This is a genomic window from Mesorhizobium sp. M0019 (assembly GCF_040323975.1).
Classification (GTDB): Bacteria; Pseudomonadota; Alphaproteobacteria; order Rhizobiales; family Rhizobiaceae; genus Mesorhizobium.
This window is the reverse complement of record NZ_JAMYVK010000006.1, coordinates 77,732-94,284: the sequence shown is the minus strand read 5'-3', so window position 1 is coordinate 94,284 and position 16,553 is coordinate 77,732. Positions and strand designations below refer to the sequence as shown.

At 64.0% G+C, this 16,553-nt stretch carries 15 protein-coding genes; 9 read left to right on the top strand and 6 right to left on the bottom strand.

Going from position 1 to position 16,553, the window contains the following annotated elements:
- The first annotated feature begins 7 nt into the window (after positions 1 to 7).
- The 4 genes from NKK47_RS06720 to NKK47_RS06705 are packed head-to-tail and all read left to right on the top strand — an operon-like array spanning position 8 to position 6,836.
- A complete protein-coding gene (locus NKK47_RS06720) occupies positions 8 to 1,012 on the top strand; it encodes an AAA family ATPase (RefSeq protein ID WP_352456455.1) in 1,005 nt (334 codons plus the stop codon).
- Positions 1,012 to 1,926, top strand: coding sequence for a DUF58 domain-containing protein (locus NKK47_RS06715; protein ID WP_352456454.1), 915 nt, complete (start codon positions 1,012 to 1,014; stop codon positions 1,924 to 1,926). The genes NKK47_RS06720 and NKK47_RS06715 overlap by 1 nt, the downstream gene beginning before the upstream one ends.
- Positions 1,923 to 4,745 carry a DUF4159 domain-containing protein gene (locus tag NKK47_RS06710; protein WP_023679496.1) on the top strand — a complete coding sequence of 941 codons (2,823 nt, stop codon included), beginning with the start codon at positions 1,923 to 1,925 and terminating at the stop codon, positions 4,743 to 4,745. Before NKK47_RS06715 ends, NKK47_RS06710 begins: the two co-directional genes overlap by 4 nt.
- 3 nt (positions 4,746 to 4,748) lie before the next feature.
- Complete coding sequence (locus NKK47_RS06705; protein ID WP_352575766.1) at positions 4,749 to 6,836, top strand: hypothetical protein; 2,088 nt, start codon at positions 4,749 to 4,751, stop codon at positions 6,834 to 6,836.
- 172 nt (positions 6,837 to 7,008) lie between these two features.
- Here the strand turns inward: NKK47_RS06705 and clpS are convergent, their stop codons facing one another.
- The 3 genes from clpS to NKK47_RS06690 all read right to left on the bottom strand — a co-directional run bounded on the left by clpS (position 7,009) and on the right by NKK47_RS06690 (position 8,167).
- Entirely contained in the window at positions 7,009 to 7,314 is a 306-nt protein-coding gene (clpS, locus tag NKK47_RS06700; RefSeq protein ID WP_023679498.1) for an ATP-dependent Clp protease adapter ClpS, read from the bottom strand.
- A gap of 258 nt (positions 7,315 to 7,572) precedes the next feature.
- Positions 7,573 to 7,788, bottom strand: coding sequence for a hypothetical protein (locus NKK47_RS06695; RefSeq protein WP_352456451.1), 216 nt, complete (start codon positions 7,786 to 7,788; stop codon positions 7,573 to 7,575).
- A gap of 34 nt (positions 7,789 to 7,822) precedes the next feature.
- Positions 7,823 to 8,167 carry a hypothetical protein gene (locus NKK47_RS06690; protein ID WP_023679500.1) on the bottom strand — a complete coding sequence of 115 codons (345 nt, stop codon included), beginning with the start codon at positions 8,165 to 8,167 and terminating at the stop codon, positions 7,823 to 7,825.
- 237 nt (positions 8,168 to 8,404) lie between these two features.
- Between NKK47_RS06690 and NKK47_RS06685 the strand changes: the two genes are divergently transcribed.
- Complete coding sequence (locus NKK47_RS06685) at positions 8,405 to 9,121, top strand: response regulator (RefSeq protein WP_352568020.1); 717 nt, start codon at positions 8,405 to 8,407, stop codon at positions 9,119 to 9,121.
- A complete protein-coding gene (locus NKK47_RS06680) occupies positions 9,118 to 10,527 on the top strand; it encodes an ATP-binding protein (RefSeq protein WP_352575764.1) in 1,410 nt (469 codons plus the stop codon). Before NKK47_RS06685 ends, NKK47_RS06680 begins: the two co-directional genes overlap by 4 nt.
- 237 nt (positions 10,528 to 10,764) lie before the next feature.
- On the opposite strand, the gene choV is transcribed toward NKK47_RS06680, so the two are convergent.
- From choV to NKK47_RS06665, 3 genes are all read right to left on the bottom strand, one after another.
- The gene (gene choV, locus NKK47_RS06675; RefSeq protein ID WP_352575762.1) at positions 10,765 to 11,946 is read right to left on the bottom strand and encodes a choline ABC transporter ATP-binding protein; all 1,182 of its coding nucleotides are present in this window, start codon (positions 11,944 to 11,946) and stop codon (positions 10,765 to 10,767) included.
- A complete protein-coding gene (gene choW, locus NKK47_RS06670; RefSeq protein WP_254819158.1) occupies positions 11,943 to 12,797 on the bottom strand; it encodes a choline ABC transporter permease subunit in 855 nt (284 codons plus the stop codon). Before choW ends, choV begins: the two co-directional genes overlap by 4 nt.
- Before the next feature lie 118 nt (positions 12,798 to 12,915).
- On the bottom strand, positions 12,916 to 13,851 hold the full coding sequence (locus tag NKK47_RS06665) for a choline ABC transporter substrate-binding protein (protein WP_352575760.1): 936 nt from the start codon (positions 13,849 to 13,851) through the stop codon (positions 12,916 to 12,918).
- 237 nt (positions 13,852 to 14,088) lie between these two features.
- Between NKK47_RS06665 and NKK47_RS06660 the strand changes: the two genes are divergently transcribed.
- The 3 genes from NKK47_RS06660 (at position 14,089) to NKK47_RS06650 (ending at position 16,521) form a co-directional block, all read left to right on the top strand.
- Positions 14,089 to 14,700, top strand: a complete 612-nt coding sequence (locus NKK47_RS06660; protein ID WP_023679506.1) for a thymidine kinase — start codon at positions 14,089 to 14,091, stop codon at positions 14,698 to 14,700.
- A gap of 127 nt (positions 14,701 to 14,827) precedes the next feature.
- Complete coding sequence (locus tag NKK47_RS06655) at positions 14,828 to 15,217, top strand: c-type cytochrome (protein WP_023679507.1); 390 nt, start codon at positions 14,828 to 14,830, stop codon at positions 15,215 to 15,217.
- Positions 15,218 to 15,432: 215 nt separating this feature from the next.
- The gene (locus tag NKK47_RS06650; protein WP_352450536.1) at positions 15,433 to 16,521 is read left to right on the top strand and encodes a hypothetical protein; all 1,089 of its coding nucleotides are present in this window, start codon (positions 15,433 to 15,435) and stop codon (positions 16,519 to 16,521) included.
- The last annotated feature ends 32 nt before the right edge of the window (positions 16,522 to 16,553 follow it).

The following is a 16,553-nucleotide window of genomic DNA, read 5'->3' as shown; positions in this document are numbered from 1 at the left end:
ATGCTGCATGAGCGTTATGATCAAGGAAAGCCCGATCAGCGAAAAGGACATGGTGGCGCAGGCCGAGAAAGCGCTGGCCGACATTTCGAGGGTCCGTGACGGCGTCGGCCGGGTCATTTTCGGCCAGGAAAGCGTCGTCGAGCGCACGCTCGTCGCATTGCTGGCCGGCGGCCATGCACTGCTGGTCGGCGTGCCCGGCCTCGCCAAGACCAAGCTGGTCGAAACGCTGGGCATCGTGCTCGGCCTCGATTCGCGCCGCATCCAGTTCACGCCCGACTTGATGCCATCGGACATTCTCGGCTCCGAGGTGATGGAGCAGGATGAATTCGGCAAGCGCTCCTTCCGCTTCATTTCCGGGCCGATCTTTGCGCAACTGCTGATGGCCGACGAGATCAACCGCGCCTCGCCACGCACCCAGTCGGCGCTGCTGCAGTCGATGCAGGAATACCACGTCACCATTGCTGGCGTGCGCCATGATCTGCCGTCACCGTTCCACGTCCTGGCGACGCAGAACCCGCTGGAGCAGGAAGGCACCTATCCGCTGCCGGAAGCGCAGCTCGACCGCTTCCTGATACAGGTCGATATCCTCTACCCCGAGATCGAGGCGGAGCGCCGCATCCTGCTGGAAACCACCGGTATCGAGGATGCCAAGGCTGAAAACGTGCTGCAGCCGGCGCGGCTGAAGGACATCCAGACGCTCATCCGCCGTATGCCGGTGCCGGAAAGCGTCGTCGAGGCGATCCTCAAGCTGGTGCGCTCAGCGCGCCCCGGCCAGGGCAACGCCGATACCGACAAGCACGTCGCCTGGGGCCCAGGCCCGCGCGCCAGCCAGGCGCTGACGCTGTGCACCCGCGCCCGCGCCCTCTATGATGGCCGGCTGGCGCCGTCGGTCGACGACGTTCGCGCGCTCGCCGAGCCGGTGCTGCAGCACCGCATGGCGCTGACCTTCGCCGCCCGCGCCGAGGGTACCACGGTTCGCGATGTTGTGGCGAAGCTCGCGAAAGGGATTTGATGGCGCGCATCGGTGAAGCGCAGGCACCGGCAGCGACGCGCGATGCGCTCGCCAGAGGCCGGTTGCGGGCTTCGTTGGTGCCGGACCTGCTGGTCGAGGCGCGCCGCATCGTCAACACGGTAATTGCCGGCTGGCATGGCCGCCGCAAGCGCGGTATCGGCGAGAATTTCTGGCAGTTCCGGCCCTATGTCGAAGGCGATTCCTCGCGCATTGACTGGCGCCGTTCCGCCCGCGACGATCACACCTATGTCCGCGACCGTGAATGGGAGGCCGCCCACACGGTGTGGCTGTGGGCCGATCCCTCGCCTTCCATGCTCTACAAATCGACCGGAGCCAGCGTTCCCAAGGAATCGCGCGCCCTGGTGCTGGCGCTGGCCATGGCCGAGCTTTTGTCGCGCAGCGGCGAGCGCATTGCCTGGCCGGGCCTGACCGACCCGTTCACCGCCCGCAATGGCGCCGAGCGCATCGCGGCGCAACTGATGCACGCCGCCGACCTGCCGGCAAAGCCCGACCTATCCGGCATTCGCCGGTTCTGCGACATCGTCCTCGTCAGCGATTTCCTCGACCCGGTCGAGGACACCATGGCGTGGCTGGACGTGCTCGCCCGCCACGGCGTGCGCGCCCATCTGGTCGAGGTCGCCGATCCGGCCGAGGAAAGCTTCCCCTATGCCGGGCGCACCGAATTCACCGATCCTGAGACCGGCGACAAGCTGACCGCCGGCCGCGCCGAAATGCTGGGCGAGGAATATCGCCTGCTTTATGCCGCCCGCCGCCAGGAACTGGCCGCCTGGTGCAAACGGCTTGGCTGGAGCTTTACCGTCAATCATACCGATCGCCTTGCCTCCGAGGCGCTGGTGCGCATCCACATGGCGATGACCGGCGAAGGCGCCTTTGCCGGGAGGGCCCGCGCATGAGTTGGCTGCCGCTCTCCTTCGGGGCGCCGATGGTGCTGTGGGGCCTGCTGGCGCTGCCGGTGATCTGGTGGCTTCTGCGGCTGACCCCGCCCAGGCCGCAAACCGAGGTGTTTCCGCCGCTCAGGATTCTCGCCCGCGTGCTGAGGCGCGAAGAAACGCCGCAGCAGAGCCCTTGGTGGCTGACGCTGCTCAGGCTGCTGATGGCCGCGCTTGTCGTGGCAGCACTTGCCGAACCGGTCTTCAATCCGCGCGAAAAGCTGCCGGCCGAGGGCGCTGCCCTGGCGCTGGTGATCGACAATGACTGGGCAAGTGCCGCCGACTGGGGCAAGCGGGTCGCCACCGCCGAGCGGCTGATCGCCGATGCCAATTCGAACGGCGTGCCGGTGCTCATCGCTTTCACCGCCGAGAAGCCGAATGCCGAGATCGGTCCCTTCGATGCCGCTGCCGCGCTCGACCGGCTGCGCGCGGCAAAGCCGCGGCCGATCCCGACCGACCGCCCCGCCGTCTATGCCCGCGTCGCTTCAGCCTTGGAGTCGCTGCCTGGCGCCAGCGTCGCGGTGCTCGCCGATGGCTTGGCGGCGCAAGGCGACGAAGCCGCCTTCAACACGTTGTTGTCGAAGAACGCGGCACGTGTTGTCTGGGCCGTCTCCGACCGGCTGTCGCTGACCGGCCTGACCGGCGCCGACAACCAGGTCGACGGCTTCGCCCTGACCGCCATCCGCGCACCGGGCGATCCGGCACCTGCACAGGTGACGGCCGGCGCGTTCGACGACAAGGGGCGCCGCATTGCCGACGCGACGCTGACCTTTGCCCCGGGCGGAACCACCGCCACCGGCACGGTGGCGGTGCCGTTCGAACTGCGTAACGACTTCGCCTACATCGCGCTCGATGGCGAGCGCCAGGCCGGTGCCGTCCGCGTGCTCGATGAGAGCTCAAAACGCCGCCGCGTCGGGCTGTTGTCGCAGGCCGAGGCCGACCAGGCGCAACCGCTGCTGTCGCCGCTCTACTACATCCGCCGCGCCCTGCAGCCGTTCGCCGATCTGGTCGAGCCGTCGAGCGTCGATCTCGCCGACGCCATCCCGCAACTGCTCGATCAGAAGCCGGCGATGATCCTCATGGCCGATGTCGGCACCATTCCGGAACAAGCGCGGCAAAGGCTGGTTGACTGGGTCGACAAGGGCGGCACGCTGGTGCGTTTTGCCGGTTCGCGGCTGGCCGCTGCCGGCAATGACGACGACCTGCTGCCAGTTCGGCTGCGCACGGGCGAACGATCGCTTGGCGGCGCGCTGTCATGGACGGCGCCGCAGCCGGTCACCGAATTCCCGAAAACCGGTCCCTTCGCCGACCTCGCGCCGCCCACCGAGGTCACCGTCACCAGGCAGGTGCTGGCCGAACCGACGCCCGACATCGTCGAGCGCACCTGGGCCACGCTTGCCGACGGTACGCCGCTGGTGACCGGGATGAAGAAGGACAAGGGCACCCTCGTACTGTTCCACGTCACCCCCGAGGCGACGTGGTCCAACCTGCCGATCTCCGGCAGCTTCGTCGAGATGCTGCGGCGCATCGTGCAATTGTCGCGCAACCAGGGCGCGGCTGTCGCCAATGCCGAGGCCGCCGCCACGTCGCTGGCACCCTATCGTATGATCGCCGCCGACGGCACGCTGGTGCCGCCGACGCCGGATGCCAGGCCGCTGGTGCCCGGCGCCGGCCCGCTGCCGGTGACGCTGGAAAATCCGCCCGGCCTCTACGGCTCCGAGACAGGGGTGTTCGCTCACAATCTGCTCGGCGGCGACAGCGCATTCAGGCCGCTGGCCCGGCCTGAAATCACGGTGCCGGTCACCACCATCCAGTATGCCTTCGACGAGCAGCACAACCTCAAAGGTCCGCTTGTCACGGCCGCCCTGGTGCTGATGGTGCTCGACACGCTTGCCGTATTCTGGATGGGCGGCCTGTTGTCGCGCCGGCCGCGCCGTGCCGGCGCTGCGGCGACGGCAGCCGTCCTGCTGATTGCGCTCGGCGCCTTGATTGGCCACGCGGACGTCGCGCGTGCCGACGACGCCAAACCGGGAGATACGGAGGCGATCGGGGACATTTCAAAGACCCGGATCGCCTACGTGCTGACCGGCGAGCCGGGTGTCGATTCGATCAGCCGCGCCGGGCTCGAAGGCCTGACCCGCTTTCTTATCGAAAAAACCGCGCTCGAACCCGGAGCACCGGCCGGCGTCGACATCTCGAAGGACGAACTTTCCTTCTATCCGCTGATCTACTGGCCGATCGATCCCTCGGCCCCGCTGCCCAGCGAGGCCGCCATCGCCCGCATCGACGCCTACATGCAGCAGGGCGGAACGGTCTTGTTCGACACCCGCGACCAGTTCGCCAATGGCATTGGTGCGGATTCGACCAGCCCGGCGACGGAGCGGCTGCGCGACATCCTCGGCAACCTCAACGTGCCACCGCTGGAGCCGGTGCCGTCGGACCACGTGCTGACCAAATCCTTCTACATCCTTCCGGAGTTTCCTGGCCGTTTTGCCGGCAGCCCGCTTTGGGTCGAGGCATCGCTCGAAGCCAGCAACACCGAGAACCGCCCGGTGCGCACCGGCGACGGCGTTTCGCCGATCATGATCACCGCCAATGATTTCGCCGGCGCTTGGGCCGTCGACGAGAATGGCGACCCGCTATTGCCGACGGTGCCTTCGGATCCGATGCAGCGCATCTATGCGCTGCGCGCCGGCGTCAACATCATGATGTATATGCTGACCGGCAACTACAAATCCGACCAGGTGCACGTCCCGGTGCTGCTCGAACGGCTGGGGCAATAGACCATGAACTGGTCGCTCGCCTTCGAACCGCTCATCACTTGGCCGCTGCTCGCCGTGGTTCTGGTGCCGCTGCTGCTGCTGTCCCTCGCCGGCCTTTGGTTTCGCCAGCGCGGCGCGGTCTTCCGCCTGGGAGCCCTGATTGCGCTGGCTGCGGCGCTGCTCAATCCGGTGTTCCTCGACGAAGAGCGCGAGCCGCTGAAAAGCATCGTCGCCGTCGTCGTCGATCGCAGCCAGAGCCAGGATATAGGCGACCGCACCAAGCAGACAGACGCGGCATTGGCCGGGCTTCAGCAGCGTCTCGGCCGCTTCAAGCAGTTCGACGTCCGTGTCGTCGAGGCCGGCAAGTCCGAAGCCGCCGACGAGCGCACCGAGACGCGGTTGTTTTCCTCGCTCGAAAATGCTTTCCGCGACGTGCCGCCATCGCGCATCGCCGGCGCCATCATGATCACCGATGGCGAGGTGCATGACGCGCCGCTTGGCGCACCTGACTTCAATGCCCCGCTGCATGCGCTGATTACCGGCAACGAGCATGAGAAGGACCGCCGCATCCGCTTCGAGAATGCGCCGCGATTCGGGCTGGTCGGCAAGCCGCTCGAAATGACCTATCGCGTCATCGCCACCAACAACGAAACCGGCCCGGTCGATGTTCGCGTATCGGTCAACGGCGAGCAGGTATCGGTCGAGCACGCCAACATCGGCCAGGCGATGCCGCTGCAGGTGACCATTCCCAGCGCCGGGCGAAACATCGTCGAACTCGCCATCAACCACGAGCCGGGCGAACTCACCGACACCAACAACCGCGCCATCGCGCTGATCGACGGCATCCGCGAAAATCTGCGCGTGCTGCTTGTTTCCGGCGAACCGCATGCCGGCGAGCGCACCTGGCGCAATTTGCTGAAATCCGACGCTTCGGTCGACCTCGTGCACTTCACCATCCTGCGCCCGCCGGAAAAGCAGGACGGCACGCCGATCAACGAATTGTCGCTGATCGCCTTCCCGACGCGCGAGCTGTTCGTCGAGAAGATCAAGGATTTCGACCTGATCATCTTCGACCGCTATCAGCACCGCGACGTGCTGCCGATCCTCTATTACGACTACATCTCCGAGTATGTCGAAAAGGGCGGCGCGCTACTGATCGCGGCAGGCCCCGAATATGCCGGCGAAAGCTCGATCGCCCGCACGCCGCTGATGTCGGCGCTGCCGGCAATGCCGACCGGCGAGGTCATCGACAAGGCCTTCTATCCGCGCCTCACCGATACCGGCCAGCGTCATCCGGTAACGCGCGGGCTCGATGGCTCCGCGACCGAGCCGCCGCACTGGAGCCGCTGGTTCCGCACCATCGGCGTTGAGAACCCCGAGGGCGAGGTGGTGATGAAGGGCGCCGACAACCGGCCGCTGCTGCTGCTCGATCGCAAGGGCGAAGGCCGCGTCGGCATGCTTCTGTCCGACCAGGGCTGGCTGTGGGCGCGCGGTTTCGAGGGCGGTGGCCCCCACGTCCAGCTCTACCGGCGCATCGCCCACTGGCTGATGAAGGAGCCCGAACTCGAGGAAGAGCGGCTGACCGCCGACGGCCGCGGCATGGTGCTGGAAATCCGCCGCCAGACGATGAGCGACGACCCCGGCCCGGCGCAAGTCATCACGCCGTCCGGCAAGGCGCTGATCGTCAGGCTCGAGAAATCCGAACCAGGCGTCTTCCTCGGCAGCGTCGAGACCAGCGAAATCGGTCTCTATCAGGTCGGCAATGGCGACCTGACGGCATTGGCCCATGTCGGGCCGGTCAACGCCCCGGAATTCACCGACGTCGTCTCCACCGAGAACCGGCTGAAACCACCGGCTGAGGCAACCGGCGGCAGCGTTCGCCGGCTGGCGCCGGCATCGGCCATTGGCAACCTGACCAGCACGGTCACGCTGCCATCCGTAGTCCCGGTCCGTTCCTCGGGCGCGGCTTCCGGCGATGACTGGATCGGCCTGCGCACCACCGACGACAGCGTGCTCAAGGCCGTCTCGCGCGTGCCGCTGTTCGGCGGCTTCTTGGGGCTCGGCCTGCTGCTTCTGGCGATGGGCTCGATGTGGTACCGCGAAGGGCGGTAACGCGGTTTATCCTTCTCCCCTTGTTGGAGAAGGTGGATTGGCGCGCAGCGCCAAGACGGTTGAGGGGTGCTGGACGGAGTGCCGTCCTTGCCAAGCTGGAACACCCCTCATCCGACCGAGCTTCGCTCGGCCACCTTCTCCCACAAGGGGAGAAGGAAGAAAGCGAGCCGCCCTACTCCTCCGGCTCCGTCGTGAACATCAGCGGGTAGCCCTTGGCCTTGCCGGCATCGGTTGCCCGCGCCGCCTTGGTCTCGGCGACATCCCTGGTGAAGACGGCGACAACGCAGACGCCGCGCCGGTGAGCGGTGATCATTATCCTATGCGCCTGGTCTTCGCTGAGCTTGAACTCGGCCTTCAGCACCGTCACGACAAACTCGCGCGGAGTGAAATCGTCATTGACCAGGATGACCTTGTAGAGCTTCGGCCGTTCGACCTTCGGCTTCGTGCTGGTACGGGGTTTTGTCGTGATTTCAGGCATTGGACCGGCAATTGCGTACGACAGCTTTGCGGTCATTTTGACATGGGCAAAAGCGGTCGTCCATTCAACCGCGCGCGATCGGCTTCCCGGCAGGCGCAGTTCAAAAGTCCGTGCCTATGTGGGAACTGCCGTCTGGCGTTCAACGGGGGGTGTGGGCCGGGACCTGGCCCTACTGTCTGCACGCAACAAAAAAGACGACCGCTCCAGGCAAATCGCAACTGGAGCGGTCTTCTCATAGGGTAGAAAGATGTCGCTTGATCAGGCCTTCGGAGTTGCCTTGACCGCGTGCTTCTTGTGCTTCTTGACGGTCTTCTTGGCAGCGACCTTCTTCACGGCCTTGGCCGGCGCAGCGGTCGTCGTTGTCGTCGCAGCCGGGGTGGTGGTCGCGGCATTGGCGCTGCTGGCGCCGAGAACCGGCATCGAGACGGCCAGCGCGATGGCGAGACCGAGGGCGGAGAGGAGGGACTTTTTCATGGCTTCACTTCCTTTTTGTGCAGATCGGATTGTGTCACTGAACGGGATCGATCGGTGTCACTCCAAGCAGCTTCAAAGCATTCGCGAGCATCCGGATTCCCTGTGCCTGTTTCTTGTTGGCGCAGAACCGGTTTCCCTTTCTTTGAAGTGCTTTCGCAGCGGTGACCTGCGTTGCCGCGGCATGGGTTTCGAGGGCTTCGTCAAACTGGCGGTTCAGATCGATGCAACGCTCGCTGCGGGTGGTCGCCACCTTTGCATCGGCCGCCTTTGCATTGGCCACCTTCGCATCGGCCAGTTTTGCATCGGCATGTTCGACCGCGGCCGTGACGAGCGAAATGGAAAGCAACGCACCCATCAGACTGATCGAGAACCTTTGCATTGGTCTGTCCGTAATCCCGTAACGCGTGTCGCAGCCGATGACCTGACCGCCACGGCACCACTTATGCCTTTGATTTTTTTCGGCAGTTTTTCCGGATTGTAGAATTTTGTTTCTGGATTGTTTCTGGGCAGCCCGGATCGAGCCGCCGATCTTCACTGGCCAACTTATGGCCTGAATTCTATCGTCTGGCTGACGGCCGAAGCAGCGCTTGGGCGATCCACAAATGACAGGTTCCCGGTGAAATCCGACCCCCACATACTGATCGTCGACGACGACAAGGGCATTCGCGACCTCCTTCAGGAATTTTTCCAGAAGCGAGGGCTGCATACATCGATCGCCGCCGACGGCACCGAGATGGAGACCATCCTGCGCCGCGCCCAGGTCGACCTGATCGTCCTGGACGTCATGCTGCCCGGCAAGAGCGGGCTGGAGCTCTGCCGCGAGTTGCGCGCCAATTATTCGACGCCGATCATCATGCTGACCGCGGTTACCGAAACTACCGACCGCGTGGTTGGGCTGGAGATGGGCGCCGACGACTACGTGCCGAAACCCTTCGATCCGCGCGAGCTGCTCGCACGCATTCGTGCCGTCTTGAGACGCAATGGCGCCGCCGAACCGCGACGCGCCGCCTCGCGGCAGATCTACCATTTCGCCGGCTGGACGATGGACTGTTCGCGCCGCCGGCTGATGGCGCCCGGCGACGTCAGGATCGAGCTGACGATGGCCGAATTCAATCTCCTGCAGACCTTCGTCAAGAGCGCGCAGCGCGTACTGAGCCGCGAGCAGCTGATCGAGCTGTCCGGCGGCGACAGCGGCTACAGCTTCGACCGCAGCGTCGACATTCTGGTCAGTCGGCTGCGGCGCAAGATGGAGGACGACCCGAAAACGCCGAAGCTGATCTTGACCGTGCGCAGCGGCGGCTACCAGTTCCTGCCTGAGACGACCTCCGAATGAGACGCATCCTGCCGCAAACGCTGCCGGTCTGGGTGCTGCTCATCGTCATCGCCGGCCTGCTGATCAGCCAGATCGCGACCCTTTACATCGTTTCGCGCGACCGTGCCGCCGCCAATGACGTCGTCGATCTCTACCGGCTGAACGACCGCGCCTTCTCGCTGGTGCAGCTGATGCATGATGCCACCCCCGAACAGCGCAAGGCGACGGCCTCCGGCCTGTTCAACGCCACTTATGCGCTCACCGTTTCCAACACGCCCGCCGTTACTTCCTCGATAGCCGGCGACGACGAACTGGCCGAATTGGAAGACATATTGGTCGGTCGGCTATCGAAGTTCGGCATCACCGACGCGCGGGTCCGCCGCGACCCGGCAACGCACGAAGCCGACGCTCCCGGTGGGACGGTCGCCGGTCCCGATATCGGCCAGGTCGAGCGCGACCTGCTGGTGCTGGCGGCCGATTTCGCCCAGAGCGACAAGCTGACCGCTTCGCTTCGCTTTGCCGACGGCCAATGGCTGAACTTCACCGAGCCGAACACACCGGCCGGACCGATACTGAGCTTCGATAGCCTGCCGCTCTATGCCTTGATCGCCGGGCTGGTGGTGGCTTCCTCGATCTGGTCGCTGCGCCGGCTGACGGCGCCCTACCGGATGATGGAGACCGCGGTGAAGCGGATCGGCGAGGACCTGAAAAGCCCGCCGATCGCCGAGAGCGGCAGCCGCGAGGTGCGTACCGCGGCAAAGGCGGTCAATGCCATGCAGGCGAGGCTGCGCGCCTACGTCGAGGACCGCGAGCATCTTGCGGCCGCACTGGCGCACGACCTGCGCACACCGCTGACCAGGATGCGGCTGCGCCTCGAACTGCTGAGGAATTCGTCCGTGCGCGCCGCACTGGCGCACGACCTCGCCGACATCGAAGGCATTGCCAGCTCGGTCATCGACTTCGCCACTTTCGAGGTGACCGAGGAGAAGAGCGAGAGGATCGATTTCTGGTCGCTGGTAGAATCGATCGCCGACGGCTTCGACGAGGTCTCCTTCGACAATGAGGACGCGCGCTCGCGCGGCCTGATCTGCGTCGCGCGGCCGGTCGCGCTACGGCGCTGTGTCACCAACCTCGTCCAGAACGCGGTGACCTATGGCAAGAGGGCGCATCTCAGCCTGCGTCAATCAGGCAAGACAATCACGCTGGCGATCCATGACGAGGGTCCGGGCATACCGCAAGCCGAGCTCGACGCCGTGTTCGGCTCGTTCGTGCGCCTGGAACAGTCGCGCAACCGTCAGACCGGCGGCCTCGGCCTCGGCTTGACCATCGCCCGCAACATCGCCCGTAGCGCCGGCGGCGAAGTCAGCCTGTCCAACCATCCCGATGGCGGCCTGATGACGGAGCTGCGCCTGCCGCTGGCGGTTTAGCTTGCGGTATCGGGCTAAGCCGGCGTTCCTTCGCGCCCCCTCTGTTCTGCTGGACACCTCCTCCACAGGTGGGGAGATTGGCCGTCGTCGCCGATTTCGCCAATTACAAACGTTGGAATGTGAGAGCCGTCCGCGAAACCGCCGATCTCCCCCCAAGTGGGAGAGATGTCCGACAGGACAGAGGGGGGCGCGACAGAACTCGGCGTTTGGTCTTGGTTCTCTCCCCAAGGAGAAAAACTATCTTCGCAGCACCGCGCTCAGCACATCCCTGACGCCGATGGCGCCGACGAAGCGCGACTGGTCGTCGAACAGCGCCACCGGTGCGGTCTGCGAGCGATGCATGGCCAGCATCACGGTCTTCAGCGAGGTGCCGGGATTGGCCCAGAATACCTGAGCGGTTTCCTCCGGCTGGGCTTCGACATCGGCGCAGGACACCCAGACCGCCGGCTTGCCGTCGCGCTCGGCCGCCGCCACCAGCCCATGCTCGTCGATCTTGAATCGCGTCGTCCTGCGCCGGTCGAGCCACACCCAGCCGTTCTCGCCATGTTCGAGGTCGCGGCGGTCGCGCATGACGTTCCACGCGGTCAGCACCGAGAGCGGGTTCACATTGGCGATGAAGTCGCGGACATAGCCGTTGGCGGGCCGCAGCACGATGTCTTCCGGCGCGCCGGTTTGCACGATGCGCCCGCCTTCCATGATGGTGATATGGGTGCCGATCTTCAGCGCCTCCTCGAGGTCGTGGCTGACGAAGATGATGGTCTTCTTCAGCTCGGCCTGGAGCTGCAGCAACTCGTCCTGCAGCTTGGTCCGGATCAGCGGATCGAGCGCCGAGAACGGCTCGTCCATGAGCAGGATCGGCGCCTCGGTGGCAAAGGCGCGCGCCAGGCCGACGCGCTGCTGCATGCCGCCGGAAAGCTCATGCGCATATTTCTTCGACCACTGGTCGAGATGAACCAGCTTCAGCTGTTTGGTCACCCGCTCCTTGCGCTCGGCTTCGGGTACGCCGGCGAGCTCGAGGCCAAGGCCGACATTCTCCTCCACCGTGCGCCACGGCAGCAGGCCGAACTGCTGGAACACCATCGCCACCTGCTTCTGCCGCAGCCGCCGAAGCGTCGCCTCGTCGCAGGTGACGACGTCGACCGTACCGTCGCCGTCCTTGACCAGCACCTGGCCGCGCGAGACGACGTTCAGCCGGTTGACGGCTCTGAGCAGCGTCGATTTGCCGGAGCCGGAAAGCCCCATCAGCACCGAGATCTCGCCCTCGTTCACGGTGAGGCTGGCGCCGGCGCAGCCCAGTACGTTGCCGGTTTTTTCGAGGATCTCGGCTCGGGTGGCACCACTGTCGATCAGCGCCAGCGAGCCTACCTGGTCGGCGCCGAAGACGATGTCGACATTCCTGAAATCGACGGCGACGGTCATTTCTTGCCTCCCACGCCGATGCGCGTCATCCGGTCGAGCACGATGGCGAGCACGACGATCGCCAGCCCTGCCTCAAGCCCGAGGTCGATCCTGCGCGAACCGAGCGCCCGGTTGATTTCCGTACCGAGGCCGCCGGCGCCGATCAGGGCGGCGAACACCACCATCGACAGCGACAGCATGATCGACTGGGTCAGCCCAGCCATGATGGTCGGCAGCGCCGAAGGCAGCTCGACCTTCCACAGCAGCTGGCGCTTGGTGGCGCCGAACGCCTCGCCCGCCTCGACGATCGATTTCGGCACCGAGGTGACGCCGAGATGGGTGAGCCGAACCGAGGTCGGGATGACGAAGATGATGGTGACGATCAGGCCGGGCGCGTTGCCGAGGCCGAACAGGGTCAGCACCGGGATCAGGTAGACGAAGGTCGGCAATGTCTGCATCAGGTCGAGCACCGGCAGCATGACGCGATACACCTTCGGCTTGTGCGCGGCCCAGATGCCGAGCGGCACGCCGATGGCCATCGACACGGCGGCGGCGGCGACCACCAGCACCAGCGTCTCCACCGTCTGCTTCCACAGGTTCTGGTTGAGGATGAACAGCAATCCGATGAATACCGCCAAAGCCAGGCCTTTCGAGCGCTGCAGGAAATAGGCGAGCAGAGCGATCAGCGCGATCAGCAGAACCGGCGGCAGCAACAGCAGCCCGTCGACGATGCCGTCGAGCAGGAAGTTGAGGCTGTTGGAAAAAGCCCTGAAGATGGTGTCGAAATTGTCGGTGAGAAAGCCGAAAAACGCCTTCCCCCATGCCCCGATGGGAATCTTGTAACTGACCAGGAATTTGGAGATCGGATCCATCTAGCCCCTCTTCTGCCAGCGCCGTCCTTCGCCGGACGGTCATCTTGTCACAGGATATGAAAAAGGGCAGCCATTTCTACCGTGGCTGCCCCTTGTCTCGTCATGCCAGATGGTCGGGTCAGCTTCCGAGCGCCGTTTTCACCGCAGCCGCCGCATCGCCGCCGTCGAAGGTGGTGACGCCGGCGATCCAGGGAGCGACCGCGTCCGGGTGCTTCTTCAGCCAGTCGGTCGCGACCGTATTGGCGTCGCCGCCCTTCAGGATCGCGTCCATCATCTCGCCTTCCATGTCCAGGTTGAACTTCAGATTGGCGATGAACTTGCCGGCGTTCGGGCATTCGCTCATGTAGCCCTTGCGTACATTGGTATGCACGGTGGCAGCACCAAAGCCGCTATCTCCCATCCCCTCGAGATAGGTGATCTTCATGGCGCCCATCACCGGATGCGGCGTCCAGCCGAGGAAGGCGATCCATTCATTGTTCTTCATCGACTGGTCGGCCTGGGTGAGCATGCCGGCCTCGGAAGATTCGACCAGTTCGAAGCCTTCGAGATTGGTCTTCGGATCCTTGATCATGTCGAGGATGATCCGGTTGCCGTCATTGCCGGCTTCAATGCCGTAGATCTTGCCGTCAAACTTGTCCTTGAACTTGCCGAGATCGGTCAGCGTCTTGACACCGGCATCGGCGACATAGGTTGGCACGACAATGCCGTAGCCGGCACCGCTGAGATTTTCGCTGACGGTCTCGACCGAGCCTTCGGCGGCATAGTCTTTGATGTCGTTGGTCATCGACGGCATCCAGTTTCCGAGAAACACGTCGAGGTCTTTGTTCTTCAGCGACGCATAGGTCACTGGCACCGAAAGCTGGATCACCTGCGGCTCGTAGCCGAGCGCGGTGAGCAGCACCGAGGCTATGCCGGTGGTCGCCTGGATGTCGGTCCAGCCGACATCGGACAGACGCACCGTTTTGCAGCTTTCCGGATCGCCGGCGAAGGCCCCAGTCGTGGATAGAAAAACCGCCAGGCCGAGGCCGGCGACAAATGAACTCATACGCGACATGAAAATTCTCCCATTTCAGTTCTCGGTAAAGCGAAGCGACGGTTTTATCTCCGCCTTTGTTCCGTCAGCCAAACATCATTCTGCTGCGGTTTCAAGCACTAAGGCAATCACGAACAACGGCGCAGGCTGGCCGATCAGCGACACGCCCGCCGCTTTCCGGATGGAAGTCGCCTTTTCCCGGTGGAATGTCGGCGCTCCCCCTCCCCGCTTTGTTGCAACTCGGCTTAAAAGGACGGCATGGCCAAGCTGTACTTCCATTATGCGACGATGAATGCCGGCAAGACGACGATGCTGTTGCAGGCCTCTTATAATTACCGCGAGCGCGGCATGACGACGATGCTGTTCATCGCCGGCCACTACCGCAAGGGCGATACCGGGCTGATCTCGTCGCGCATCGGCCTGGAGACGGAAGCCGAGATGTTCCGCGACGGCGACGATCTGTTTGCCCGGGTCGCCGAGCATCACGACCACGCCACGGTCCATTGCGTCTTCGTCGATGAGGCGCAGTTCCTCGAAGAGGAGCAAGTCTGGCAACTCGCCCGCATCGCCGACCGGCTGAACATCCCGGTCATGTGCTACGGCCTGCGCACCGATTTCCAAGGCAAGCTGTTTTCCGGATCGCGCACCCTGCTGGCAATCGCCGACGACCTGCGCGAGGTGCGCACCATCTGCCGTTGCGGCCGCAAGGCGACGATGGTGGTGCGCCTCGGCGCCGACGGCAAGGTGGCGAAACAGGGCGAACAGGTGGCGATCGGCAAGGATGTCTATGTCTCGCTCTGCCGCCGCCATTGGGAAGAAGAAATGGGCCGCGCCGTGCCCGACGATTTCATCGGCTTCACCAAAACCTGACCAGCGCTATTGCTTTCATCCGACCTCCCGGCCGACATTCGTTCGCCAATCGCGCCATCGTGCGGCGCTTGTTTAAGGCCTGCTTCCTATTTCAGAACCTCTCAGCCAGAGCCGTCGGGGAGTTCCCATGCTTCGAGCCATTTCGTCTGCCGCTGCTTTCCTCATCGCCGGCGCTCTTGCCGCGCATGCCGACGGCGATGCCGCTCTCGGCAAGAAAGTCTTCAACAGATGCATGGCCTGTCATGAGGCAACGAGCGACCACGACAAGGTCGGCCCGCATCTGCTGGGTGTCGTCGGCCGCACTGCCGGCACCGCGGACAGTTATCTCAGCCGCTACTCGCAGGGGATGAAGGACGCCGGCGCCGCCGGCCTGGTCTGGGACGAAGCAAACCTCGCCGAATACCTGCGCGCGCCGCGGCAGAAGGTCCCCGGCAACAAAATGGCCTTCTCAGGCCTGACCAGCGACGACGACATCGCCAATGTCATCGCCTACCTCAAGGCCGATCCCAAGCCCTGAGCGTCGCTCCCGACCTAAAGTCCAGCCGCGGTTGAAGCGGTGTCTGACCGGACGGCAGGTACACCGTAATCATTGCCTGACTATCCTGCGGTCGGCCTCCTGAAATTCTTTTGTTTTCCTGTAATCCCATGTCTTCCGTCTTTCATTCGCCAAACCCGGCACATATATTCGCGGCGGTTTGCGAAACGAAACCGATGCCGAAGCGGGAGGCCCCAATGGCGACATTGCAGAATTTCGATGCCGAGATTGCCAAGACCAAGCAGGTCGTAGAGGACATGCGCACCAAGATCGAGCAGTCCGGTACTGTGCTCGACACGCTCGCCACCGCCGACAAGAAGATCGGCGACGCCAATTTCGACATCGAGAATGCCCGCATTGAGGATGTGCTGAAGCAGCAGAAGGTGATGGAAGGCAATATCGCCGACCTGATTATCGGCCTCGAGGACGCCACCAACGTCTTCGGCGCCGAATTCGAGAGCATGAAGAACTACACCGGCTGGGAAAATTTCGTCGGTGTCTTCTCCAGCCAGCGCAAGCAGCGCCTGCGCACCGACCGCGTCCGCAACATGTCGCTGGCCGGCAATCTGCAGGAGCTGCTGGCGAAATCCGACACCATCGTCGGCATCCTCAAGGCGCAGAAGCAGGTTCTCGACACGCGCTACAAGACCTCCGAGGCCAGCCTGTCGCAGGTGATCGAGCGCCGCAAGACCACCATGTCCAATCTCGAGACCGTGCAGAAACGCATCGAAGAACTCAACCCGATGCTGCTCGACATCGAGAACAAGATCGCCGCCTCGACCAGCCAGAAGGAGCGCACGCAGCTGGAAGGCGAACGCTCGAAACTAGCCACGGAATACAACGAGAAGCAGGCCAAGGAGCAGGAATTGCTGGCCGAAAGCCAGACGCTGGAGCGCTACACCTCGATGTTCCAGACCTTCGTCGATTCGCTCAACAACCAGATCGCGGCGCAATCGACGCTGATCAACAAGCTGACCATCGATACCGAGCAGCGCATCGTTCTGTACAAGGCGCTGGAAGATTCGCTGAAGACCGCCGCCCAACAGGATGTCGCCCACAAGATCAACACGCTGGGCAGCCAGGTCGACAACACCGCCGAAGAGACCATGGCCGGCATTGGTGCCGCCTCGCAAAAGCACATCGGCGATCTGCTTGAAATGCACGAGAAGAACATGGTCGCCACCGCCGACATCCAGCGCCGCAAGAAGCTCGCCGACGATGCCTTCGCCCGCCGCTTCGACGATGTGATGAAGAAGCACAATTCGGCAAATTACGTGCAATCGTAATTGCTGCACGTGCACTGCTCCCAAGGGCTGGC